This window comes from Desertivirga xinjiangensis, assembly GCF_024436435.1.
Taxonomy (GTDB): Bacteria; Bacteroidota; Bacteroidia; order Sphingobacteriales; family Sphingobacteriaceae; genus Desertivirga; species Desertivirga xinjiangensis.
In genome coordinates, this window is record NZ_JAFMZP010000001.1 from 428,347 (window position 1) to 452,338 (window position 23,992).

At 42.9% G+C, this 23,992-nt stretch carries 20 protein-coding genes; 7 read left to right on the plus strand and 13 right to left on the minus strand.

Annotated elements, in window-relative coordinates; genetic code table 11:
* Nucleotides 1-18 precede the first annotated feature (18 nt).
* Together J3P37_RS01840 and J3P37_RS01845 are read right to left on the minus strand one after the other, a co-directional pair.
* Nucleotides 19-1,248 (minus strand): pyridoxal phosphate-dependent aminotransferase, encoded by a 1,230-nt coding sequence (locus J3P37_RS01840; protein WP_256009285.1) that lies wholly within the window; start codon nucleotides 1,246-1,248, stop codon nucleotides 19-21.
* Between the two features lie 67 nt (nucleotides 1,249-1,315).
* Nucleotides 1,316-1,708 carry a DUF1573 domain-containing protein gene (locus J3P37_RS01845; RefSeq protein WP_256009286.1) on the minus strand — a complete coding sequence of 131 codons (393 nt, stop codon included), beginning with the start codon at nucleotides 1,706-1,708 and terminating at the stop codon, nucleotides 1,316-1,318.
* Nucleotides 1,709-1,848: 140 nt separating this feature from the next.
* On the opposite strand from J3P37_RS01845, the gene J3P37_RS01850 reads away from it, so the two are divergent.
* On the plus strand, nucleotides 1,849-4,257 hold the full coding sequence (locus J3P37_RS01850; RefSeq protein WP_256009287.1) for an alpha-ketoacid dehydrogenase subunit alpha/beta: 2,409 nt from the start codon (nucleotides 1,849-1,851) through the stop codon (nucleotides 4,255-4,257).
* A gap of 99 nt (nucleotides 4,258-4,356) precedes the next feature.
* Here the strand turns inward: J3P37_RS01850 and fmt are convergent, their stop codons facing one another.
* Both fmt and J3P37_RS01860 read right to left on the minus strand, forming a co-directional pair.
* Nucleotides 4,357-5,277 carry a methionyl-tRNA formyltransferase gene (fmt, locus tag J3P37_RS01855; protein ID WP_256009288.1) on the minus strand — a complete coding sequence of 307 codons (921 nt, stop codon included), beginning with the start codon at nucleotides 5,275-5,277 and terminating at the stop codon, nucleotides 4,357-4,359.
* 30 nt (nucleotides 5,278-5,307) lie between these two features.
* Nucleotides 5,308-6,465: an exo-beta-N-acetylmuramidase NamZ family protein gene (locus J3P37_RS01860; RefSeq protein ID WP_256009289.1), complete on the minus strand. Its 1,158-nt coding sequence runs from the start codon at nucleotides 6,463-6,465 to the stop codon at nucleotides 5,308-5,310.
* Between the two features lie 151 nt (nucleotides 6,466-6,616).
* Between J3P37_RS01860 and J3P37_RS01865 the strand changes: the two genes are divergently transcribed.
* Nucleotides 6,617-7,837 (plus strand): ABC transporter permease, encoded by a 1,221-nt coding sequence (locus J3P37_RS01865; protein WP_256009290.1) that lies wholly within the window; start codon nucleotides 6,617-6,619, stop codon nucleotides 7,835-7,837.
* Between the two features lie 52 nt (nucleotides 7,838-7,889).
* Here the strand turns inward: J3P37_RS01865 and J3P37_RS01870 are convergent, their stop codons facing one another.
* The 4 genes from J3P37_RS01870 to mazG all read right to left on the minus strand — a co-directional run bounded on the left by J3P37_RS01870 (nucleotide 7,890) and on the right by mazG (nucleotide 11,306).
* Entirely contained in the window at nucleotides 7,890-8,327 is a 438-nt protein-coding gene (locus J3P37_RS01870; RefSeq protein ID WP_256009291.1) for a hypothetical protein, read from the minus strand.
* Nucleotides 8,328-8,481: 154 nt separating this feature from the next.
* Nucleotides 8,482-9,861, minus strand: coding sequence for a hypothetical protein (locus J3P37_RS01875; protein WP_256009292.1), 1,380 nt, complete (start codon nucleotides 9,859-9,861; stop codon nucleotides 8,482-8,484).
* Nucleotides 9,845-10,411 carry an RNA polymerase sigma factor gene (locus J3P37_RS01880; RefSeq protein ID WP_256009293.1) on the minus strand — a complete coding sequence of 189 codons (567 nt, stop codon included), beginning with the start codon at nucleotides 10,409-10,411 and terminating at the stop codon, nucleotides 9,845-9,847. Before J3P37_RS01880 ends, J3P37_RS01875 begins: the two co-directional genes overlap by 17 nt.
* An 88-nt stretch (nucleotides 10,412-10,499) precedes the next feature.
* Complete coding sequence (gene mazG / locus J3P37_RS01885) at nucleotides 10,500-11,306, minus strand: nucleoside triphosphate pyrophosphohydrolase (RefSeq protein WP_256009294.1); 807 nt, start codon at nucleotides 11,304-11,306, stop codon at nucleotides 10,500-10,502.
* 180 nt (nucleotides 11,307-11,486) lie between these two features.
* Between mazG and J3P37_RS01890 the strand changes: the two genes are divergently transcribed.
* The gene (locus tag J3P37_RS01890; RefSeq protein ID WP_256009295.1) at nucleotides 11,487-12,143 is read left to right on the plus strand and encodes a phosphatase PAP2-related protein; all 657 of its coding nucleotides are present in this window, start codon (nucleotides 11,487-11,489) and stop codon (nucleotides 12,141-12,143) included.
* Between the two features lie 159 nt (nucleotides 12,144-12,302).
* Here J3P37_RS01890 and J3P37_RS01895 read toward each other — a convergent pair whose 3' ends face one another.
* Both J3P37_RS01895 and J3P37_RS01900 read right to left on the minus strand, forming a co-directional pair.
* Nucleotides 12,303-13,259: a transketolase family protein gene (locus J3P37_RS01895; protein ID WP_256009296.1), complete on the minus strand. Its 957-nt coding sequence runs from the start codon at nucleotides 13,257-13,259 to the stop codon at nucleotides 12,303-12,305.
* Between the two features lie 97 nt (nucleotides 13,260-13,356).
* Nucleotides 13,357-14,202 (minus strand): transketolase, encoded by an 846-nt coding sequence (locus J3P37_RS01900; protein WP_256009297.1) that lies wholly within the window; start codon nucleotides 14,200-14,202, stop codon nucleotides 13,357-13,359.
* 200 nt (nucleotides 14,203-14,402) lie between these two features.
* Here J3P37_RS01900 and J3P37_RS01905 point away from each other — a divergent pair, with 200 nt between their 5' ends.
* Genes J3P37_RS01905 through J3P37_RS01920 form a run of 4 tightly spaced genes read left to right on the plus strand, consistent with a single transcriptional unit; the run spans nucleotide 14,403 to nucleotide 21,076 of the window.
* On the plus strand, nucleotides 14,403-16,913 hold the full coding sequence (locus tag J3P37_RS01905; protein ID WP_256009298.1) for a phage tail-like protein: 2,511 nt from the start codon (nucleotides 14,403-14,405) through the stop codon (nucleotides 16,911-16,913).
* Nucleotides 16,914-18,122, plus strand: coding sequence for a T9SS type B sorting domain-containing protein (locus J3P37_RS01910; protein ID WP_256009299.1), 1,209 nt, complete (start codon nucleotides 16,914-16,916; stop codon nucleotides 18,120-18,122).
* A gap of 1 nt (nucleotide 18,123) precedes the next feature.
* Entirely contained in the window at nucleotides 18,124-19,098 is a 975-nt protein-coding gene (locus tag J3P37_RS01915) for a PorP/SprF family type IX secretion system membrane protein (protein WP_256009300.1), read from the plus strand.
* Nucleotides 19,099-19,108: 10 nt separating this feature from the next.
* Nucleotides 19,109-21,076 carry an OmpA family protein gene (locus J3P37_RS01920; protein WP_256009301.1) on the plus strand — a complete coding sequence of 656 codons (1,968 nt, stop codon included), beginning with the start codon at nucleotides 19,109-19,111 and terminating at the stop codon, nucleotides 21,074-21,076.
* A 93-nt stretch (nucleotides 21,077-21,169) separates the two neighbouring features.
* Here J3P37_RS01920 and bcp read toward each other — a convergent pair whose 3' ends face one another.
* From bcp to J3P37_RS01935, 3 genes are read right to left on the minus strand one after another with little or no spacing between them, the layout of a single operon-like run.
* Complete coding sequence (gene bcp, locus J3P37_RS01925; RefSeq protein WP_256009302.1) at nucleotides 21,170-21,634, minus strand: thioredoxin-dependent thiol peroxidase; 465 nt, start codon at nucleotides 21,632-21,634, stop codon at nucleotides 21,170-21,172.
* 2 nt (nucleotides 21,635-21,636) lie between these two features.
* Entirely contained in the window at nucleotides 21,637-23,385 is a 1,749-nt protein-coding gene (locus tag J3P37_RS01930; RefSeq protein ID WP_256009303.1) for a M23 family metallopeptidase, read from the minus strand.
* The gene (locus tag J3P37_RS01935) at nucleotides 23,372-23,983 is read right to left on the minus strand and encodes a fumarylacetoacetate hydrolase family protein (RefSeq protein ID WP_256009304.1); all 612 of its coding nucleotides are present in this window, start codon (nucleotides 23,981-23,983) and stop codon (nucleotides 23,372-23,374) included. Before J3P37_RS01935 ends, J3P37_RS01930 begins: the two co-directional genes overlap by 14 nt.
* Nucleotides 23,984-23,992 lie beyond the last annotated feature (9 nt).

The following is a 23,992-nucleotide window of genomic DNA, read 5'->3' on the forward strand; positions in this document are numbered from 1 at the left end:
CAAATTTAAGCTAAATAATTAGCTTTCTACACCAATTTGCAAACTGCCAACCGTTTTTCTGCCCGGATACTCCTTTAAAGCTTTTTCGAGACAGATCATCGCGTTAGCTAAATCTTCTTTATTCAAAACATATGCCAACCTGATCTCATCTCTGCCAGCGTCCTCAGAACTGTAGAATCCGGCCGCAGGTGCCATCATTACTGTCTGATTGTCATAGTCAAACTCCTCCAGCATCCACTGGCAGAAAGCTTCGCAATCATCGACCGGGAACTTTGCAACCACATAAAATGCGCCACCAGGATTTGGACAATATACACCTTCCATCTTATTTAGTGATGAAACCAGCATGTTCCTTCTTTCGGTGTATTCTTTGTTAACATTGTCAAAGTAAGATTGAGGTGTGTCAACTGCAGCTTCCCCGGCTAGTTGAGCCACCATTCCCGGACTTAACCTGGCTTGTGCAAACTTTAAGGCGGTTTCAATTACCTTCCTGTTTTTGGTTATAAAGCAACCTAAGCGGGCTCCGCAGGCACTATATCTTTTTGATACGCTATCGAATACAATAACGTGTTCGTCTAAACCGTCGAGATGCATGGGCGAGTAAAACTTACTGCCATCGTAACAAAACTCCCTGTAGGCTTCATCCGCAAATAAATACAGATCGTATTTAAGGCAAAGGTTTTTTAATTCAACCATTTCCTCATACGAGTATAAATAGCCGGTCGGGTTATTCGGATTGCAAATGAAGATCGCCCTGGTCTTCGTTGTGATCAGTTTCTCAAATTCGCTGATAGGCGGCAATGCAAAGCCATTTTCGATATGAGAGAGAACCGGTTTAATTTTCACACTGCTCATCCATGCAAAAGCATTGTAATTAGCATAGAAAGGTTCCGGAATGATCACCTCGTCGTCAGAGTCCAAACAGGTTTGCATAGCTATTGTGATAGCCTCTGATGCACCTGTAGTTACCAAGATGTCGTCGACTGTTACATTATAATTTGCACGATTATAATATTCGACCAGTTTTTTACGGTATGATAATGTTCCCTCAGACTGGGTATAGGCCCAAACCTTGAAATCAATATTCTTTATTGCATTAAGCATCACTTCTGGCGTTTCAATATCTGGTTGCCCGATATTTAAATGATACACCTTCTTTCCCTGTTGTTTTGCTCCTTCAGCAAAAGGAGTGAGCTTTCTTATAGGAGAGGCCGGCATCAGCTTCCCCTTATTTGAAATTTGTGGCATAGTGCGCAAAAATAAAAAAACCTCTCTGCTTACAGAGAGGTTTTAAATCTTTTAAGCTGTTTATTTTTTATTTCGATGTGCCGCTTACAACTTCACCTTTAATGTAAAGATATTTTACCGGTGTTTTGGCGTTTGACTTAATAGTCAGCGGTTTTGTAAATGAGCCGACGGCCGCTGCATTGTATGTAACCGAAATAACTCCTACCTCACCTTTTTTGATTGGAGTAGTGGTGTACTTAGGAACAGTGCATCCGCAGGTTGACTCAACATTTGTTATAATTAAAGGCTGGTCGCCAATATTCGTAAACTTGAAATCAAAACTCACAGGCTTGCCCTGAGGAATCTTCCCAAAGTCGTTAGTTTCTTTTTCGAATTTGAATTCACCGGCAACATCCGCCCGCATGGCAGTGAAGAAGGCGAAACCTAAAATAACTGCACATATTGTTAATAGCTTTTTCATTTCTAAATCTCGAAGTTTGTCTACAAAGGTAAAAGTAAGATTTTATGTTCAAAAAACATACCAGTTGTACGTAACAAAAATCTTAAGGTTTCATAACACCTAATATTTTACATATTTTTGGAAGGTTTGACTTTGAGGATATGCCAGAAGAAATGAATGTTACTAACCAATTTGATGTTTCCGAGCTAAGCTTTAACGACTTTAAAAATATTGTCCTGAAAGATTACCGGATATGTTTTGAGAGCAGGCAGGTCAGTTTAATAGGCCGGAAAGAAGTACTTACAGGCAAAGCCAAGTTCGGCATTTTTGGCGACGGTAAGGAAGTTGCCCAGGTGGCTATGGCAAAAGCCTTTAAGAAAGGCGACTGGCGGGCGGGATATTATCGTGACCAAACGTTTATGTTTGCCGCCGGGATGGCGACCATAACGGAGTTTTTCTCTCAGTTATATGGGAATACTGATATCGAATTTGATCCTTTTTCGGGCGGAAGACAAATGAATGCTCATTTTGCAACGCGTATCCTAAACCAAGACGGTTCCTGGAAAAGTCATACTGATCAGAAAAATACCTCAGCGGATATTTCAACCACCGGCGGACAGATGGCCCGATTGGTCGGTCTGGCATGGGCTTCTAAACTCTACCGGCAGAACCCAGATCTTGAATACCTTAGCGATTTTTCGGTGAAAGGAAACGAAGTCGCCTTTGGCACCATTGGAAATGGTTCAACTTCAGAAGGGGTTTTCTTTGAAGCAATGAATGCCGCTGGAGTGCTGCAGATTCCAATGGCAATATCGGTTTGGGATGACGGTTATGCAATCTCCGTACCTTCGGAGCTCCAAACTACCAAAATGGATATCTCGGAAATACTAAAAGGCTTTCAAAGAGATGAAAAAGGAGAGGGCTTTGAAATTTTCAAGGTGAAAGGTTGGGATTACCCCGGCTTGTGCGAAATATATGAAAAAGCCATACAGATCTGCAGGGAGAAACATATCCCCGCATTGATCCATGTCTGTGAAATGACTCAGCCCCAGGGACATTCAACCTCTGGTTCGCATGAGAGGTATAAAAACAAAGAGCGCTTAGACTGGGAAGCAGAATACGACTGTTTAGTACAAATGCGCAAATGGATCCTGGATTCAGCCATTTGCACCGAGGATGAGCTTGTAGAAATCGAAGCAAGCGCAAAATCGTATGTGCGCGAGTGTCAGAAGGTGGCCTGGACTACAGTGCAAGACAAACTAAAGTCCGAAACCCGGGAAGTGGCTCAACTGTTAAAGGATTTTGGAATTGAGGAATTGGATAAAATGGCTTCATCCCTTTTATCTTCCTCCGAGCTTTCAAGACGCGACCTGTTTGTTGCTATTCGCAAGGCGATTCGCATTACGAAACCGTCGGAAGCAAAGTCAAACCTGTTAACCTGGTACAAAAGAGAGTTTGAATTAAACAGCGAGCGATATAATTCAAAATTGTTTACAGATGGAATTGATTCTCCTTCGGCTGTACCTGTTGTGCCTGCTGTTTATCAGGATGACGCAAAGTGGATTGACGGACGTGAGATACTAAATGCATGTTTCGACGAAAACATAGCCCGGGACCCCAGGATAATCGCTTTTGGTGAAGATGTAGGCAGCATCGGTGATGTTAATCAGGGATTTGCAGGCCTCCAATCCAAATACGGACAGCTTCGTGTAGCTGATACGGGCATTCGGGAAAGTACCATTATGGGCCAGGGAATTGGCTTGTCTCTCAGAGGCTTGAAACCTATAGCTGAAATTCAATATGTTGACTATCTGTTGTATTGCATCAATGTTATAAGTGATGACTTAGCAAGCCTTAGTTATCGAACCAAGGGGGGGCAGAAATCCCCGGTAATTATCAGAACCAGGGGACACCGGCTTGAAGGGATATGGCATTCTGGGTCTCCCATGGCTACAATTTTAGGCGCAATGCGCGGAGTCCATATTTGTGTACCCCGGAATATGACACAAGCGGCCGGGCTCTACAATACACTTTTACGTGCTGATGAACCGGCTATCGTGATAGAGTGCTTAAATGGCTACCGTTTGAAAGAGCGAGTTCCATCAAATGTTGGCGAATTCACCGTACCTCTAGGGATGGCTGAAGTAATAAAAGAAGGTACAGATATTACCATAGTTTCTTATGGCTCTACTTTGCGGGTGGTGGAAGAGGCGGCCCAGGAGCTTGAGGATCTGGGCATTTCGGTTGAAATAGTTGATCCGCAAACGCTCCATCCTTTTGATCTGAACCAGGTATGCCTTAAGTCTTTAAAGAAAACGAATAAGCTGCTTGTGGTCGACGAGGACGTGCCAGGCGGCGCTACAGCCTATATCTTACAACAAATTATTGAAAGGCAAAAAGGGTATTATCTCCTTGATAGCGCTCCGCGCACCATAACAGCGAAAGAACACCGCCCTCCATACGGTACGGATGGGGACTATTTTACCAAGCCGTCTCCGGATGATGTTATAGAAACTGTGTATGAAATGATGAATGAAACTAATCCATCAAAATACCCGTCTTTTTACTAAGGTTTCAGAATGCGTTCTTAGTACATGCGGCACGCGTGCGCCTGCAGGGTTTACTAAGCGTTAAAAATTTAGAGATTGCGACCAGGTAATCTCTAAATTTTACTCTGAAATACGGAAACCCCTTAAAAACTCTTCTACACTCATTCTCTTTTTGCCTTCAAGCTGCACATCTTTTACTGATATCCATCCATCCTGGCAGGCGAACTTTAAAAACGTTTTTCCATCACTTAGGAATTCCGAGGGCTGCTTTTCCGGCTTTTCAGCGGATAGGTCGGCTGAAAAGATTTTAAAAGTCTTGTCTTTGAAGATGGTATAAGCTGCAGGGTACGGACTCAATCCCCTGATATGATTATATACTTGATGAACGGGACAGGACCAATTGATCAGGCAATCCTCTTTAAATATTTTAGGTGCATGGGTTATTGTACTGCCCGAAATTTCGTCCTGGGGAGTTTCGGTGTAGTTTCCCTCCTCAATCGCTCTAACAGTTTTAACAAGAAGTTTCGCACCGGTGACCATCAATTTATCGTGAACTTCCCCCGCCGTATCGTTATCGCCGATAGGTATACTTTCGGAAAAGATCAGGTTGCCGGTATCAATCTCATGCTGTAAAAAGAAGGTGCTTACACCAGTTTGTTTTTCCCCGTTTATTACAGCCCAGTTGATAGGGGCGGCGCCGCGATAAGCCGGCAGCAGCGAAGCATGGAGATTGATCGTTCCTTTGGCTGGCATATCCCAAACAGCTACTGGAAGCATTCTGAATGCGACTACAACCTGCAAATCTGCCTTATAGGACCTCAGTTGATCGAGAAAAGTCTGATCTTTTAATCTAACAGGCTGAAGTACTGGTAAATCATGATCGGTCGCATATTTTTTTACCGCTGATTCACTGAGCTTCTGACCCCTGCCTGCAGGTTTGTCCGGAGCCGTTACCACAGCCACTATCTCAAAACCTGCCTGCACTAAAGCATCAAGCGATGCTACGGCGAAGTCAGGTGTTCCCATGAAGATTATACGCATTGTTATCGTTTAGATTAAAAAGATAAAAGATTAATAAAGTAAATATTTCTTTCTCATAAATTTAAAATCAGACAAGGCAGGTTTCCAGCTCTTTCTGATTTCGTCTTCTGTTTTACCTGCGATGATTTGCTGCCTTAGCGATTCATTCCCCGCTAAGCGGTCAAAGTTGTTGATCTGTTTGCTTTGCTTTTGATCAAAGAATCTTTCCTTGTCGGGATATGTCCTATAGAGTTCTATTAACCATCCCAGGTTTATTTGTTTTTTCAATTTAGCGGTATCGTATGTTCTTAGGTCCAGGCCATAGCATTTTTGATCCTGATGCAGGGGGCTTTCGCTCATGCCTTTGATACTCACTGGTGTAAAGTTAAATGTATACTTGCCGGCTAACCTGGGGGCACCAAGAACCTGAAATGGAAAATAGGTTCCCCGTCCCTGACTGATGATCGTTCCCTCAAACAGGCATAGAGAGGGGTAGAGCAATATTGATTGCTGTGTGTTTAGGTTCGGTGAAGGTTTGACCGGTAAAGTATAAGGCATTGAATGTTTGTAATCAAGCATCTTGACGATTTTAGTTTTACATCTGACCTTGTTTTTTAACCATCCCTCTCCATTGATCATTTGCGCATACTCGGCTATTGTCATTCCATGAACAATGGGAATAGGGTGCATGCCTATAAAAGATTTATGTTTTGCCTCAAGTACCGGTCCGTCAACGTAAGGGTTTGGATTAGGACGGTCGAGGATCAGCATTTCAATACCACTTTCAGCACAAGCTTCCATAACATAATGTAAAGTTGAGATGTAAGTGTAAAACCGCGCTCCAACATCTTGAATGTCAAATACTACCAGATCGACGTTTTGTAAATCTTCTTTTGACGGTTTGTAGTTAGAGCCATATAAAGAAACTACTCTTATGCCTGTTTTCGGGTCGATGTTGCTGTGAACTTTGGCTCCAGCACTTGCCTGACCTCTGAAACCATGTTCCGGACCAAATACTTTTGTGATATTAACACCTAATTTCTTTAAACTGTCTACGCTTAACTTATTGCCAATTATAGAGGTTTGGTTGACAACCATTCCCACTTTTTTGTCCTTCAGGTAACCGAGGTATTGTTCGGTTTGGTCGGCACCGGTTTTAAATCCCGCCTTTGGAGCTATTTCGGCTGTCGTTACAGTTTTGGCAGGCATTGTTATTGATTTGTTGCAAGAGCTGCAGCTAAAACCACTAAGCAGAGGAAACAATAGGGTTATTAAATACTTATTCATAGAATGTGCTTAATTACGTTTTGATCAACCGGCGGAATTTTTTGCATATTTGTTAACACAAATTTAGACGCACTTGAATCTGCCAGCTTTTATAGCCAAGAGAATTACTTTTAATTCCAAACGAACATTTTCGAAATTGAGTGTTCGTATTGCAATAATAGGAATAATGTTGAGTCTGGCAGTAATGATTCTCGCATTAGCTGTTGTTAGAGGCTTTAAAACCGAGATCAGAGAAAAGGTAAGAGGCTTCTCCGGAGATGTTATATTGATGAAATATGACTTAAATTCCTCATATGATAATTCCCCCTTCAGAATTAGCAAAGATACCTTGGAACTACTGAGCTCTTTACCTGGAATAAGTCACGCACAACCATACGCAACAAAAACCGGCATCATTAACACCAACGATGAAGTAGAAGGCGTGGTAATGAAGGGTGTTGACAAAAATTACGATTGGGCTTATTTCCAGAACATACTGGTCGCGGGAAAGGTTATTGATTTTTCTGATTCGGTTAAGGCAACAAAACAAATACTCATTTCAAGGTTTTTAGCCGACCGCTTAAAACTGAAGGTGGGCGACGATTTTCTCATGTACTTTATTCAGCAATCCTTGCTAAAAAGAAAATTTGAGATTGTGGGGATTTATAACCTAGGTGTAGAAGAAGTAGATAAGACCTTTATTATTGGCGATATTTCCGTGATAAGAAGGCTAAATAAGTGGCAGCCTGACCAGGTTGGTGGTTATGAACTTCGGGTTAAGGATTTTAACAAGCTTGAGGCCGTCACCGCAGAGGTGAATAACAATATGGCTGTAGCTATTAGAACTTACTCTGTTAAAGAGTGGCATCCTGCCATTTTTCAATGGCTTTCCCTGCTGGATGTAAACACTGAGGTGATCCTGGTGCTGATGATGGCAGTAGCTGTTATCAATATGATCTCTGCCTTGCTGATAATTATACTTGAACGTACCAATATGATTGGTATTCTAAAGGCTCTTGGCAGCAGTAATTGGGATATTCAAAAGATATTCTTAAATAATGCCGCCTACCTTATTGGCCTTGGCTTATTATTAGGCAATCTAGTTGGAATCGGCCTTGGTTTGTTACAGGTACATACGCAGTTCTTTCAGCTCGATCAGGCGTCGTATTATATGTCCTTTGTTCCTGTAGAGCTTAGCGTATCTGAAATTATTTTTTTAAACATAGGAACACTATCGGTTTGCCTTATGGTATTGTTTATTCCTTCTATGCTGGTAACACGGATCTCACCAGTGAAAACAATAACCTTTAAATAATGATATTAAGTAATCTGCAACGGGTAGTTCAACTTATAACTTACAAACCAAACTAAAAATCTTCCCTGCTTACAATAAATTCGGCAACTTTTTCTGTGCCGGCATTTTCACCAGGCTTTGGGTTCACATTGATCAGGCGGATCTGGTAGATCATTTTTCCCATAACAACAAATACCTCGTCCTTGTTATTGCTTTCTGTATCTCCGATGCTAAGAATTGATTCGCTCCAGGAGTGATTTATATTTGATATTTTTATTTTGACAATACAGTTACCCGGATCATCGCAGTTGGTTGCAGCCGGGCATCTTGAATCAAGAACGGATATTAGTTCAACAGTAATAGCCGCTTCAGTGTCTTTGACAAGGATTTTTTCAGTCGCTTTAGCAAATGCAGGCATATTAAAAGAATATTCTTTTAATCCCGCTGTATCTTCCTTTTTACAGGATAATGTAAGTATCCCTAAAAAGAATACACAAATAATAGACTTCATGAACTCAGGTTCTGGTTATTAAAAATGAAGGCCAACTTGGTCCGACATATTAATGCTTTGGAAAAACCGTCATGGCAGATGTTTATTCACAAAAGCAAAAGCAATATTAGTGATTTTTGAACAGAAACTGTTTTACAAACGAGCCAGTTTTGATTTACATTCCAAAATTCAGTTTAAGGTTCATGCCTGCAGCTCCAAAGCGCAGATCCCTGGCGCCTTGTCCTCCAAGAGGGTATTTGACAAACGGCTCAAAAGAAAGCCGGCTTTGTTTTCCTACCGGATGGCCGAATCCAATAGAAACATTGAGTATTCTGGCCAGGTCAAAGTTCTGGAATTTTGAAGTAGCATTATTATCTTCCTGAGTAGAAGTGGTTGAACCTGCCCCTCTGTTTAACTCATACGAGTAAGAATAAGATTCCTCAATAAAGAAGTTTGAGCTTAAACCAGCACTGACATAGAGTTCGTTTTGGCTTTGCAAAACGGTGTATTTAAGGTTTACCGGGATATCGAGGCCTAAAAGCGAAGCATTGTAATTGTTTATATTATATGTGGTTTGAATAGCAGGTACCATGCTGGCCATTTCTGACTTCAAAGTGGTATTTGCATCGTCAAACGAAGCAGCAACAGATTTAAAATCAGCAGCCGCGCTTTGCGGAATTGCGTCGCTATATTTAAGTGTGTTTTGAGCAAGGGATATGCCGGTTGAAATCTTAAGTCTCTTGGAAATGCTAATTTCAGAAGAAAGTCCAACTCCTGTATTCATTCCGGATTCGCTTCCATCAGAGTAGTTAAAATAACTGCCTGCAAAAATACCTATTGTTAGTTGCCTGGATTTCTTTGATTCTTTTTTAGGCGCATCCGGTGTTTGTTCAATTGAGGCAAGTGCCGAGGCCTGCGAATTATTCCTTTGCATAAGCATATCGGCCACAACGGCCCTCTCAAGGGCATTGCTGCTACTCTCATTTATTACTGTTGCAGCAGGCTTTTCTTGTTCTGAAGTTACAGATACCACGCGTTGTTCTTCCTGAAACGCGAGAGAACTGGCCAGCTCCTTGAATTTTGCTGAACTGCTGTCTGATACAGCGTTCGGTTCGGGTGTTGTAAATGCTGGCTGTTGATGTATATCTTCCCCTGAAATAGTATGGTACCGGGCTTTAGCTGTACCGTTATGTCTGGCCCTGCTAATTAAAGCAGCTTCAGTGCCAGCTGCATTGAGCTCTTTTAAGGGCCTTGTATCCGGATAGTCGGAAGGTACTGCTTTCTGTACCATTTCTGATTCGGTATGTGGTTTCAGATTCTTGCCAGTAAGATAAACCTTTTCAGAATCTCTCCAATAGTAAGCAAAAGTTCCTAGGGTTATTAATAACACTGCGGCAGCCGACTGCCACCACCAAATTGGTATAGCGCGTCGCTTCTCCTCTCCCGGAAATCTCTTTCTTAGTTCGGTCCAGCCATAGTCGGCAGTGTCATCTTCGAAATTCTCGAACACGTCCTTTATTCTACCACTAAGCTTATCATCAAACTGATCGTACATAGCTTATATCCTCTTGTTGGTTCAAGTATTTTCTCAATTTTTCTTTTGCGCGGCTAAGGTATACGCGCGAAGTACTTACCGGAATGGCCAGCATTTCAGCAATTTCGTCATGGCTGTAACCATCAATTTCATAAAGGTTGAATACCATGCGGTGTATTTCCGGTAATTTGTCAAGCAGCTTTAATATATCTTTTGCTGACAAATGATCTACGGCTTCGGCAGGCTTACCTACATAAACTGCTTCTTCAATATCTACATTGTTCTGATACTTTAAATTCTTTCTTTGCTGGTCTATCGCTGTATTGACCACAATTCTACGCAACCACGCCCGGAAAGGCTGGTTATCTTTATAAAACTGGATAGCTTTAAATACCTTGATGAAAGAGTCATTCACTACTTCCAGAACATCGTCTTTGTCCGACAGGTATCGCATACCTACCCCCATAGCGTATCCATAGAAATGCTTATATAGCTTTTCCTGAGCCTTTAAATCGCCGGATTTGCATTTCTGAACCAATTCTGTTTCAGAAAGGGGAGGCTTCTTAAACATTTAAAAATCTATTTTAATTAGAGCTTAGATTTATAATTCTTTTCTTCTATTACGGAATAACAACCGTTGACGCTACAAAAAACTGCTATTATATTTTTTTTGCTTCATTCCAGTAGATGTCCATCTCGCTCAGGGTCATATCTTTTAAGTTTTTTCCCTGCGAGGCTGCCTTATTCTCCAGATATTGGAAGCGTTTAATAAACTTTTTATTGGTCTTTTCGAGGGCATCTTCGGGATTGATGTCAATGAACCGGGCATAATTAATGAGCGAAAACAATAAATCTCCAAATTCACTCTCAGCTCTTTCTTTATCAATAAACCGCTCATCAACGGCGTCGAATTCTTCTTTGAACTCCCGCATTTCCTCTTCGACTTTTTCCCAGACCTGTTCTTTTTCTTCCCAGTCGAATCCTACGCCCCTGGCCTTTTCCTGTATCCTGGAAGCCTTAACTAATGCTGGCAGAGACACCGGTACGCCACTTAAAACTGATTTATTTCCTTCCTTGAGTTTTAGTTGTTCCCAATTACGCTTTACATCTTGTTCGTCATTTACCTCAGTTTCGCCGTAAATATGCGGATGCCGGGAAATTAATTTGTCACAGATCCCATTCAACACATCAGTAATCGTGAAATCATTCGTTTCAGACCCGATCCTGGCGTAAAATACCAGATGTAGCATAATGTCGCCTAATTCCTTTTTAATTTCAGAAGTGTCTCCTTCGAGTATAGCATCCGACAGCTCATAGGTTTCCTCAATGGTTAAGTGCCGTAAACTTTCCATGGTCTGTTTTTTATCCCATGGGCATTGCTCTCTTAGTGTATTCATTATAGTAAGAAGACGTTCAAAAGCGGCACTTGAACTATAAGCCGTATCGGGAGCAATATTTTGTGGCATTCTCTAGAAATTTTTGTAAAAATACTGTTTATCTGCTGATTGCTAAAATTGACTGCTTAAATGCTAATGTATTAACCGTAGTTCTGCCAAATCTTAAAGAAAGATTAAAAAACAATTAGATAATACAATATATTTGCACCGCCTTAAATACAACGTAAAGTTTAGGTTATCTTTTTGTAAATGAGTAACAGCAGAGTTAAAATAATAAGCGCTTCGGTAGGTAGATGGGAACTTGCCTGGCAAGATACGCATTTTAAACAAAAGTTTTTATTAGGTGCCGGTCTGTTCGCTACTTTGCTACCGGTCTTCCCGATCTTTTATCAGTTTATACAGTCGCGGAATGGCTATGATCAACATGATGCGGTATTGCATCTTTTGCCCGCTATTGACGTATCAATGCCGATATTTATTATCACCTGGATAATGGGGGTACTGACCATTGTCAGGGCCCTGCAAAAACCTGAAATGTTTATCGTGTTTATGTATGGGTTTATAACCATTAATGTGGTAAGATTTTTCACAATAGGGCTAGTGCCTTTTGATCCGCCCCATGGGCTGATCCCGATTTCAGATCCTATAAGTAATCTTTTTTACGGTAAAAGTTACGTTACCAAGGATCTTTTCTTTTCCGGACATACAGCAACACAGTTTCTTTTTTACCTGGTCCTTAATAAAAAGTCCGAAAAAGCTATGGCTTTATTTGGAACGATAGCCATGGGTATTCTGGTGTTGATCCAGCATGTGCATTTCACCATAGATGTGGTTTGTGCGCCGTTTTTTGCTTACATATGCTATGTAATAGCCAGAAGGTTTGTTAGATCACCGATAAATATATAAATCGATATATCATAGTTCCATATACGAAAAAAGGCTTCTGCGATAGCAGAAGCCTTTTTTCGTATATACTGTCCCTAGATGAAAAAGAGCCAATCTCTCGCTGCTCTTGCTGGCGCGCACGCGTGCCGCGTGTTCCAAGCCTTTCCTGGGCAAAGTTTCCTATCCTTTTCTAGCAATCACTTTCTGCGCTGCTTTCACAATATGATCCGCATCCAGACCATATTTAGTCATCAGTTCGGCAGGTTTTCCGCTTTCACCGAAGGAGTCATTTACCGCAACATATTCCTGAGGAGTAGGATTGTTCTGAGCAAGTAATTGAGCTATGCTGTCGCCCAAACCACCTAAGCGGTTATGTTCTTCAGCAGTGACTACACAGCGTGTTTTAGCTACCGACTTCAATACCGCCTCTGCATCCAGAGGTTTAATGGTGTGGATGTTGATGATCTCTGCATCAATGCCCAGTTCAGCCAGTTTCTCTCCTGCCTGAATAGCTTCCCAAACCAGGTGGCCTGTTGCAAAAATACTTACATCGGCACCTTCGTTCACCATCCATGCTTTACCTATTTCGAATTTTTGATCAGCATCTGTAAAGATAGGAACCACCGGGCGTCCAAAACGCAGGTATACCGGACCATGATGTTCGGCAATAGCGATGGTAGCAGCTTTGGTTTGGTTATAATCACAGGGATTGATCACTGTCATACCGGGAAGCATTTTCATCAAACCGATATCTTCCAGGATCTGGTGGGTTGCGCCGTCCTCTCCCAGGGTTAAACCTGCGTGCGAAGCACAGATCTTTACGTTCTTATCTGAATAAGCAATAGACTGACGGATTTGATCGTAAACTCGGCCGGTTGAAAAGTTGGCGAAAGTTCCTGTAAAAGGAATTTTTCCGCCGATAGTCATTCCTGCTGCAATTCCCATCATGTTTGCTTCTGCAATACCGATCTGGAAGAAACGCTCTGGGAACTCCTTGATAAAGGCTTCCATTTTCAGGGAGCCTACCAGGTCGGCACATAGTGCAACAACTTCAGGATTATTTCTTCCAGCTTCCAGTAAGCCTGCGCCGAATCCTGAACGTGTATCTTTCTTTTCTGTAAAAGTGTATTTCTTCATTAGAATAATCTGTTTTAGGGATGAAGCTTGCACAAACGTCGGCTTCTGTGCCGACCTCATGCAGGTTTCCATCGTTTTGTTTCTTCAGGATCTGCGATTAATAATCGGCTAAACTTGACTGCAATTGATCCAATGCCTGTTGTAACTGCTCATCATTCGGAGCAACACCATGCCATTTGTGCGATCCCATCATGAAATCCACTCCATGCCCCATGTTAGTTTTCATCAGGATCATGATCGGTTTGCCTTGGAAAGCTCTTGATTTCGCTTCTTCCAAAGCAGCAATTATGTTTTGAAGATCATTGCCATCCGCTTCCATTACGTCCCATCCAAATGCTTCCCATTTAGCACGAAGGTTTCCTAAAGAAAGAACTTTTTCTGTAGGCCCGTCGATCTGCTGACCGTTGAAGTCGATGGTTGAGATCAGGTTATCTACTTTATTATGCGGAGCATACATGGCAGCTTCCCAGATCTGACCCTCCTGTAATTCTCCATCTCCGTGAAGAGAGAATACCAGTGATTTATCGCCGTTAAGCTTTTTAGCCTGTGCAGCACCGATAGCTACCGACATACCTTGTCCTAAAGAACCTGATGCAATACGAACCCCTGGTAAGCCTTCATGGGTGGTAGGATGCCCCTGTAACCGGGAGTTCAGTTTACGGAAGGTAGCGAGTTCTGCCACATCAAAATATCCTGAACGGGCAAGTACACTGTAAAATACCGGAGAAATGTGTCCATTGGAGAGAAAGAACAGATCTTCTCCCTTGCCATCCATATTGAACTCAGGTTTGTGGTTCATAACATGGAAATATAAAGCTACCAGGTAGTCGGTACAGCCCAAAGACCCCCCGGGATGTCCCGACTGGCATTGATGCACCATGCGTACAATATCGCGGCGAACCTGGGTAGCGATATCCTGTAAGTTATTGATCTCTATGCTCATTTTATTGTCAAAGGTCCAAAAATAATTATTTCAATTGGATACCACAGATTTAGGTTTTAAAATTATTAACAATCACATGTGAATAACTGAAACCTTTCAAAAATCTATCCGTAAAAAAGGGACAATTTTTTACCAGAAAAGAAAAACTTTTTTATTAACAATCGCCGTTTTGCTCTGTTAAACGTGTTATATGTTGAATTATGATAAAAACATTACTTAAACCGCTTAAGATACAACGAACCTTAATTCCCATCGCAGCTTTACTAATGGTCTTTGTTGAATCCAATGCTCAGACCGGATCTGTGGGAATTGGCACATCTAGTCCTAATGCAAAAGCGATCCTTGATATTCAGTCAGATAACAAAGGACTCCTCATTCCCAGACTAGATGAGGCGCAGAGGAACCAGCTTCAGCAGGATGGAGTCTTTAATTCTCAGATAAACGGCCTACTGATTTATAATAAAACGACAAACAAGTTTAATTTTTGGTTAGATAATAAGTGGAATCCTATTGAAGGGACGGGATCACAGGGTATACCCGGGCCAGCAGGAGCTCCGGGACCAAGAGGTCCTCAGGGAGAACCAGGCACAACCGGGCCTCAAGGACCGCAGGGTATTCAGGGGGTACAGGGCGAACAGGGCCCTCAGGGCGTTAACGGTCTTCAGGGCCTTCAGGGCGTTCCGGGTGAGAAAGGCGCAGTGTGGTTCAGTGGAACCTTAGACGGCCCCGCAGCTTCCACTGAGCCGGCAGGTGTCCGCGAGGGAGATCTTTACTTAAATAATAACAACGGAAAAGTTTTCAAAAAAGGTGCCAATGGCTCCTGGTCGCAAGTTGCTAACTTGACCACCGGAGTGGTTGGTCCTGTAGGGCCTGCAGGTGCACAGTGGTATAGCGGAGCGCTTAATCCGCCTTTGGCTCCCTCTGAACCAACGGACTCAAAGGCGGGTGATATGTATCTTAATACTAATACAGGTTCGGTATATAAAAGAAATTCGGATGGTACCTGGACTTCTATTGCCAACCTAACTACAGGCATTATGGGGCCGGCTGGCCCAGTGGGGCCCGCTGGGCCAGCCGGATTAACCGGTCCTGCCGGTCCAACTGGTCCACAGGGGCCGCAGGGACCTCAGGGAGCTGTTGGTCCTCAAGGGGCCCAGGGACTGACTGGACTTAAGGGGGATGCAGGTGAAAAAGGCGATGTAGGTCCCATGGGGCCTATCGGACTTACAGGTCCTCAGGGGACGAGAGGTGAGACTGGTCCTGCCGGTCCACAAGGTGCACCTGGTCCTATCGGTCCTATTGGTCAAACAGGACCTACCGGGCCTCAGGGTGCTACCGGCCCCCGTGGTGTAAAAGGAGATACCGGCGCAGCAGGTCCCCAGGGTTTAAAAGGTGATAAAGGTGAAAAGGGTGATACTGGTCCCGCGGGCCCTCAAGGTCTAACCGGTCCGATTGGTCCTGTTGGTCCGACAGGAAATACCGGGCCTCAGGGAGCTACGGGATCCCGGGGTGAAAAAGGGGATACCGGCGCCGCAGGTCCTCAGGGCTTAAAAGGAGATAAAGGAGATAAAGGTGAAAAGGGCGATACCGGCCCCGCGGGGCCTCAAGGTTTAACCGGTCCGATTGGTCCCGTTGGTCCGACAGGGAGTACCGGTCCTCAGGGAGCTACTGGTCCCCGTGGCGAGAAAGGCGATGCTGGTCCAATCGGTCCTCAGGGCTTAAAAGGAGATAAAGGTGAAAAGGGTGATATCGGTCCTGCCGGTCCTCAGGGTTCAACAGGGCAACAGGGGCCAACAGGTGAGAAGGGAGCAACTGGGGCCACTGGTTTAACAGGTCCTCAGGGGCCCAAAGGCGATGCCGGTCCGATAGGCCCACAGGGCGTGAAAGGCGAGCCAGGATTGACCGGGCCAAAAGGAGATACAGGCCCTCAGGGCTTGCAGGGTGCAAAAGGTGAAACCGGGGCGGTTGGTCCGCAAGGGCCGGTTGGTCCTGTAGGTCCTCAGGGAGCCACAGGTCCTCAGGGAACAAAAGGTGAGCCGGGAGTAGATGGTACTAATGGCTCCAAATGGCATGTAGGCAGCAATTCCCCTGCTCCGAACGTTGGTGAAGTTGATGATCTTTATTTAGATAACCTTACTGGTGATGTATACGTCAAACAAAGCACTGGTTGGGGAGATCCTATTGCTAACCTAATGCCTTCAGATATCTGGAAATTAAACGGAAACTCGGGAACTAATCCGGCTATTGCAGGAACTACCGGTTCTTTCCTGGGAACGAGTGATAATAAAGATCTTGTAATTGGAACATTCAAGGCAGAAAGAATTAGGGTTAGGGCAAGTTCAGGTGATATTGGTATAGCAACAAATACTCCCCGCGCGAAGCTGGATGTAAATGGTAATTTCGTTTTAGGTCAGGGAGGCACAATCCTTAATCAAATAATCCGTCATACCGGCACGATCGATCTACCTTCTCTGGCTGGCGGTACTGCATACAAACATCAGTTGATTTACAGTCCTCCGACCAGTACTTCAGCAAGCTTTAATGTAGGAGGTACGGTGACTGTGACCCCTGCGGCAGAACTTCCGGATGGGATAATGGTTTCTTATTCAAGGATATCTGCAACTAATACCGTGGAGATCAAGTTTTTTAATGTCAAAGGCTCTCCCGTGGATGCCCCTGCTATAAATTTCAATTTTACCGTAGTTCAGTAAATGAAAAAGTTAGTATTTATCTTTCTGGTGATAAGCTCTTCTTCCGTTTTGGGGTTGAAGGCACAACTGGTAAATAACAACCAGCTTATTCATGTTGAGAATGATGGATTACTATACATCGACGGTAATTATGTGCATAAATCCGGCTTAATTTTAGGTGAAGGTGATATTAAACTAACCGGCGACTGGACCAATTCGTCGTCAGATAAAGTCTTTCTCCGGGCAGGAACAGTGACAGTGTCCTTTGTGGGAGGATCACAGTCTATAAACGGAACCAAAACAGCGTTCCCTAACTTACGCATTTCTGGTTCTGCAGACAAGTCTCTGGGTACCGATACAGAAATCTCAGGCTCTTTATCTCTCAACGACCTTAACCTGCATGTACGCAGGTATTCATTATCTGTATTGAGCCCGGATGTGAATGCGATCAGCCGTGGATCAGGCTTTATTACCACGGACGACCGGGGATTTCTTCTAAGAAATACCAATTCGGCTCAAACTTATATGTTCCCGTTAGGGTCTACAGAAGCGAATCCTCTTTACCCAAATACGAATCCATTGTTCAGGCCCCTAAGTTTTGTACCGGAAGATTCCCGGAATAATACTTTCGCGGCAAGCCTTAACAACTATGATCCTAACGCTGAATTTTCAAGAAATAATCTGGGCAGTAGCCTTAAGAACGTGTCGGACAGGTATTTTTTTGTTCTCAGTCAGGTGTCGGGTATCTCAAAGGCGAAAGTGAATTTTTACCAGAACACTGCGGTTGAAAACAATACAGCAATTGTGGATTGGAACAGAACGCTGTCTGTATGGGAAAAATTATCTACCGATCTTCAGGACGGAATGTTCAACGGTTTCAATCGCGTACTTTCTCATAATTTCGGTGCCGGGATACGCGATCTTCCGGTAACGTTCGCAAGTGTGGCCACAACTGCACAGCCCCTGAAATTTTACAATGCCTTTTCTCCGGATGGAGATGGCAGAAACGATACATGGCTGATTCCTGATATTGATCTTTATCCTGATAACAATCTCACCATTTTTAACAGGTGGGGAGATGAGGTCTTCAAAGCAAGTTCCTATTCTAATGCCAGGCCATGGGATGGAAGCGGGCTGCAGTCAGGTACTTATTTTTATGTGTTAAATGTAAATGTTAACGGGGATAAACAAACCTTCAAAGGGTTTATAACCATGGTTAAAGGAAATTAAAATGAAATTCTATCTGCCTCTGATATTTCTTTTGCTGTTCGCTAAAGCCTACTCCCAGCAAGATGCTCAGTACAGCCAGTATATGTTCAACAGCCTGGTCATTAATCCTGCATATGCGGGATACCGGGAGGCTTTGAATGTGAGTATGTTACACCGCGACCAATGGTCTGGCTTTGAAGGCGCTCCTAAAACTCAGTCTGTGGTGATTGATGGTGCTTTAGGAACGGATAACCGTGTCGGGCTGGGCCTGTCTATTGTAAACGACAAGATCGGTTTGCAGCGCCAATCATCCGCACATGCAAATTATGCGTATCGTTTACCTGTTGGCGCCGAGAATGCAAGGCTCTCATTTGGCTTATCCCTCGGCGTTGCCCAATTTGTTTTGAACACTTCTGATGCCAGTATCGGAGATTTGGATGATCCAAATTTTCAAGACAGAAGAACATATTTTGTCCCTGATGCACGGTTCGGATTGCACTTTAGTAACGATAAACTTTATGCAGGTGCTTCGGTGACGAACCTTCTGTCCAGGTCAATAAACTATAACCAGGTCGGGAAAAACACAATTGCGAGGCAGGGAAGGCACTTTTTTGTCACTGCCGGCTACCTTGTTGACCTTAATCCGGATTTGAAGTTTAAACCTTCCTTTCTTTTCAAAGAAGATACAAAGGGGCCTACCAGCTTAGATATAAATTCATTCTTCCTGCTAAAACAATCCCTATGGTTGGGGGCCTCTTATCGCACTGGTGTTAATTTGTGGAAAAAAAGTAATTTGAATACCGGATCATTTAAGCAAAATTCGTTGGTGGGTGTGGTAGAGACGTTTTTTCTTGACAAGTTCCGGTTAGGATATGCTTACGATTATTCGCTAACCAAATTGGGTAATAATACTAACGGAACACATGAGATATCTTTAGGTATGATATTAAATGGCAACAGGAAAAGTACGGCGCTGCTTACGCCCCGATACTTTTAACGTTTGCTTAATGAATTATAAAAAGTTTCTGCTTACTGCTGTATTCTTTTCTCTTTCTTTTTTGATTCCGGGAAATATCTTTTCAGATAATGTCAAGAAGGCTGACAAGTATTACGAAAAATACGATTATAAGCTGGCTCTAGACATCTACGAAAAGGTGATGCAAAAACGCCCCAGCCTGGAGGTTGCTCAGAAGCTCGCTAACTGTTATCGTTTTATTAACGATACCGAAGGGGCTGAAAAAGCCTACTACCGTGTACTTTCATTTCCTGGCTTTGATCCCCTCAATTACAAATACTATGCTGATGCCTTAAAACAGAATGGCAAATTTGATGAGGCCAGGGCCAATTACCTTTTATACGGACAAAGTTTGCCAGCCCGTTCAGACGAGGCTCTGAAGCTGGCAAATGCCAGCGACGTCGCAAAAATGTGGAGTGAGAATCCGGATGACAACGTTCGGCTTACAAATCTGGATTTTATTAATAGCTCGAATTCTGATTTTTCGCCAGTTAAGTATTTGGACGGGATGGTTTTTACATCCGATCGCTGGTTTGTTGCAACAAGGTCTGCATCTAATAAGAAAAATGATGTATTTGGCTGGACCGGCAATCCCTTCCTCAAACTGTATTATGTTAAGGGAGAGGACGCCTCTGCAACCATCGAATTGTTATCCGGTGTGATCAACCAGCAGTATCACAATGGACCGGCAGCTTTCAGTCCCAAAGGGGATACTATATTTTTTACCCGTACAGAAGCGCCTAAAGGGAAGAATAAAAAACTCCCTTTTATCAGCAAAAAGATTTTCTATGCGGTAAAAAACGGACAGGACTGGTCGACCCCTCTGCCCCTGAACCTGAATAGCGCTTCCTATTCCGTTCAGCACCCGGCACTTTCACCTGATGGCTCGATCTTATACTTTGCTTCAAATATGCCCGGAGGTTTTGGTGGGATGGATATTTATGCATCAAAAAAGCAAGCTGGCGGCTCATGGGGACAGCCCGTTAATTGCGGGCCTAATGTTAATACCGATGAGGACGACGTATTTCCTTCAGTCAGAGCCGACGGTCGCTTTTATTTTGTGTCAAAAGGCCATATCGGCATGGGAGGATTGGATATTTTCACATGCGAAGGATCATTCGACTCTTTCTCTCTTCCTGAAAACTTAAAAGCACCACTGAATTCCTCGAAAGACGATTTTGGCATATCTTTTAAGGATGATATGAATGGATACCTGTCATCAAACAGAAATGGAGGAAAAGGATTGGACGATATTTACAACTTCAGCATTAAGCCGCTTGAAGAAACGGAATCTATAAGGTCACCGGAAGTACTCATATTTGCGATAGAAGGGCAGGTGGTAGAAAAATCCACAGGAAAGATTTTGAGTAACACGGAGGTGATCCTTTTAAATAAAAAAACAGGAGAACAATCTGTGTCTATTTCTGATTCGCTAGGTAATTTTGGTTTTACGTTACAACCAGAAACAGAGTATGTGATCAGTGGAGACAGAAAGAAGTTTATCTCCCGGCAAGAAGCAGTCATTTCGACAATAGGCTTAAAGCAATCCACTATCTTCTCGGTTAAGTTTGAACTTGAAAGGTCAGACAACTCCTACATCGTTCGCCTTAATAATATTTATTATGACTTTGATAAATGGAATATCCGGCCCGATGCTGCATTACAGTTGAATAAGGTTGTTTCGTTCCTCAAAACGGTGCCTGCATCCAGCATTCAGCTCCGTTCACATACTGATTCCAGAGGCAAAGCGATATACAACAAGTGGTTATCACAAAAAAGAGCACAATCAGCGGTAAATTATCTGGTTAGGAAAGGGGTAGCACAAGCTCGGTTGAGTGCTGTTGGGCTGGGAGAAACCGAATTACTTAACCGGTGCAGGGATGGGATAAAATGTTCGGTGAAGGAGCACAGGTTAAACCGGCGTACTGAATTCAAGATCGTGAGGATAAATACTAAGTAAAAGAAATAGGGTCAAAAAGTATTTGGCACACGCGTGCCGCGTGTGCCAAGAACCGGAGAGCTCTTGCCTAAGTAAGCTATAGGCAATATATTTTTATAATCCCAGAACTTCTAAAACCTGTTTAGATGATTCCTTAGTATCAACTTTATCAATGATCTTTTTGATATTGCCTTCTGCATCGATGATAAAGGTTTTCCTGGCAGTTCCCATATAAGTTTTACCATACATGTTTTTTTCAACCCACACACCATAAGCCTCAACGATCTCTTTTTCAGTATCAGAGATCAGTGTAAAAGGTAATTGATATTTGCTGACAAACTTCGAGTGCGACTGTTCATCGTCAGTACTTACACCGATTACAGTGAAACCTTTCACTTGTAAGGATTGATAATTATCTCTGAAATCGCAGGCTTCAGCCGTACATCCCGGGGTGTCGTCTTTCGGGTAGAAATACAAAATAAGTTCTTTACCGATAAAGTCGCTAAGCGAAACCGTGTTTCCATGCTGGTCTTTAGCGCTAAAGCCGGGAGCTTTATCGCCTTCTTTCAATTGTGCCATAATTATTTATAAAATGATGCGGTATATGTTCTTGTGTTTTCCTGCCGGTCAATTACCGTTAGCTGTAAAAGGTGCTTACCTGGTGCCGTCCGGTAATCAAAGGTATGCCATAAGGTAGAAGTTTTCAAATCATATTCCATCAATATCCACTGGCCGTCCACAGTGCCCCGAAAGGTCTGAATGCCTGACAGGTTATCCGATATCTTAAATGACATTTTACTGATTCCGGTCATTTGCTTACCATCACTGATGTTCAAAGGAGTGATCCTTGGAGCAATAGTATCCAGGGCAATGTAATAAGTGCCAAAAGCCCTCGGACTAGCCTTAACATAACCGTCTTCGTAAACGCCAACCGATGCTCCGCCGCTGGTGTTAAGCAGTAAGACTTTGTTTTTCAAGTGTGCCGGGATCTCTTTAGTGGGTTTGATCCAAAGATTAAAATTGGAGTGTAAAGGTGTCAGCCTTGAATGCAGCGTGTGCCGGTCTGAAAAGCCCGGACTATGGCTTGTTTTAGAATAGGCAAAATTGATATCATTGTAAAGTAAGCCTTTAGGAATCCGCAGTTTTATGGTTTCCCCAATAAATTCATTATCAGTGTTATACGAAAACTTTTTCACGCCAGGCGCTTCCTTTGACTTTATTATCAAGTCTGGATCGTTCTTAACTCTGAATTCCAGTACACTGGTATTCCCTTTAACATCCTTAATGATGTACCGCATCTCATGGATAGCATCATCGGTTAAATGTATAACGCCCCTGTTTATTTCCTTTTTGTAAATGCCTAGAGGATTTCCCGGCTCTATAAAGCTTTTCTGTATAGTACTCCGGCTCAGTAAGAGTGCAGGATAATCTATATGCGAATTAATTGCCCGGGAATTACTAAAGGCGAAACGTTCAAGGACAGAAGCATAAATGAGCTGGCCGTCTAGTTCCAGTTCAATAGAATAGACTCCATTTTTATTGCCTCCGCTAAACTGCTGATCGTAGGTGACAATACCAAAGCCTGTTTCCCCATTAATGTGAATCACAGGCACAGATAGCTGATAATTTCCGTTCGACCCGCTCACCGCCAACGATCTTTTCGATGTGCCGGGATTAAAAGGGATGCCATTCAACTGATAGATTACCAGACTAGTGATCTGTGGTTTCACCTTATCTGGAATATCAATTCCGAATAATTGAGGATTAATCGTTTCTTCGGTTTGCGTATCTCTTATTTCAAAATGAAGATGTGGCCCGCCAGAACTGCCAGTGTTACCCGACCAGGCAATGATCTCGCCCTTCTTAACCGGGATCTCAATGGGCAGAAGAGGGAAATCTACATCATAGGTTTGTTTCCTGTATTGAAGATCCCTTAGCGTTTGAGTTATCCTGTCGTTAAACCTCTGTAAATGGGCATATACAGACGTAAAGCCGTTAGGATGGGTTATATACAGCGCGTTTCCAAAGCCGCCTATTTGCACCCTCAGCCTTGAAATATAACCATCGGCAACGGCATACACCGGATACCCTTCTCTCTGATTGGTCCGGTAATCAAGTCCGGAATGAAAATGGTTGCCTCTGATCTCTCCGAAAGATCCCGCTAAAGCTGGAGGTAGATCAAGTGGAGGCCTGAAGAAATCGGACGGATAGGTAGTATTATCCGCTGACAAACTTTGTGAAAGAGCTTTTGTGCTAAATAAAAACAGGACGGTGCCCGATAAGAAAGCAATAAAATAGGTTAAAGTACTAGTTGTTCTATTTAATCTCAAAGTCGAGTAATTTTTCGTTCTCCAAATATCCGCAGAGCCTGTCTCCAATGTTAACTTTACCAACACCATAAGGTGTACCTGTAAAGATAATGTCACCTTTTTTAAGGGTTATATATTGTGAAACGTAGGCAATCAGTTTCTCAAACGAAAAAAGTACATCTTTTGTGTTTCCTTCCTGAACTCTTTTTTCGTTCAGTTCAAGGCGAAAATTCAGGTTATAAAGATCGGCGAAACTAGTTTTAGGAATGAATCTGCTGACAGGAGCCGAATTATCAAATCCCTTCGCAAGTTCCCAGGGTAATCCTTTCTCTTTATGCTTCTGCTGTATGTCTCTGGCTGTAAAATCAATACCCAGGCCAATTTCATCAAAATAAGTTCTTGCAAACTTCTCAGAAATATGCTTGCCTTCTTTCGATATTTTCAGAATGACCTCGAGCTCGTATTGTATATCCGTGGAAAAATCAGGATAGTAAAAGGGTTTATTATCTTTTAGAACAGCAGTATCAGGTTTGAGAAATATAACCGGACTGGCAGGTACCGGATTATTTAATTCTTTAGCATGTTCTGAATAGTTACGTCCAACCGCTATAATCTTCATTGGATATTT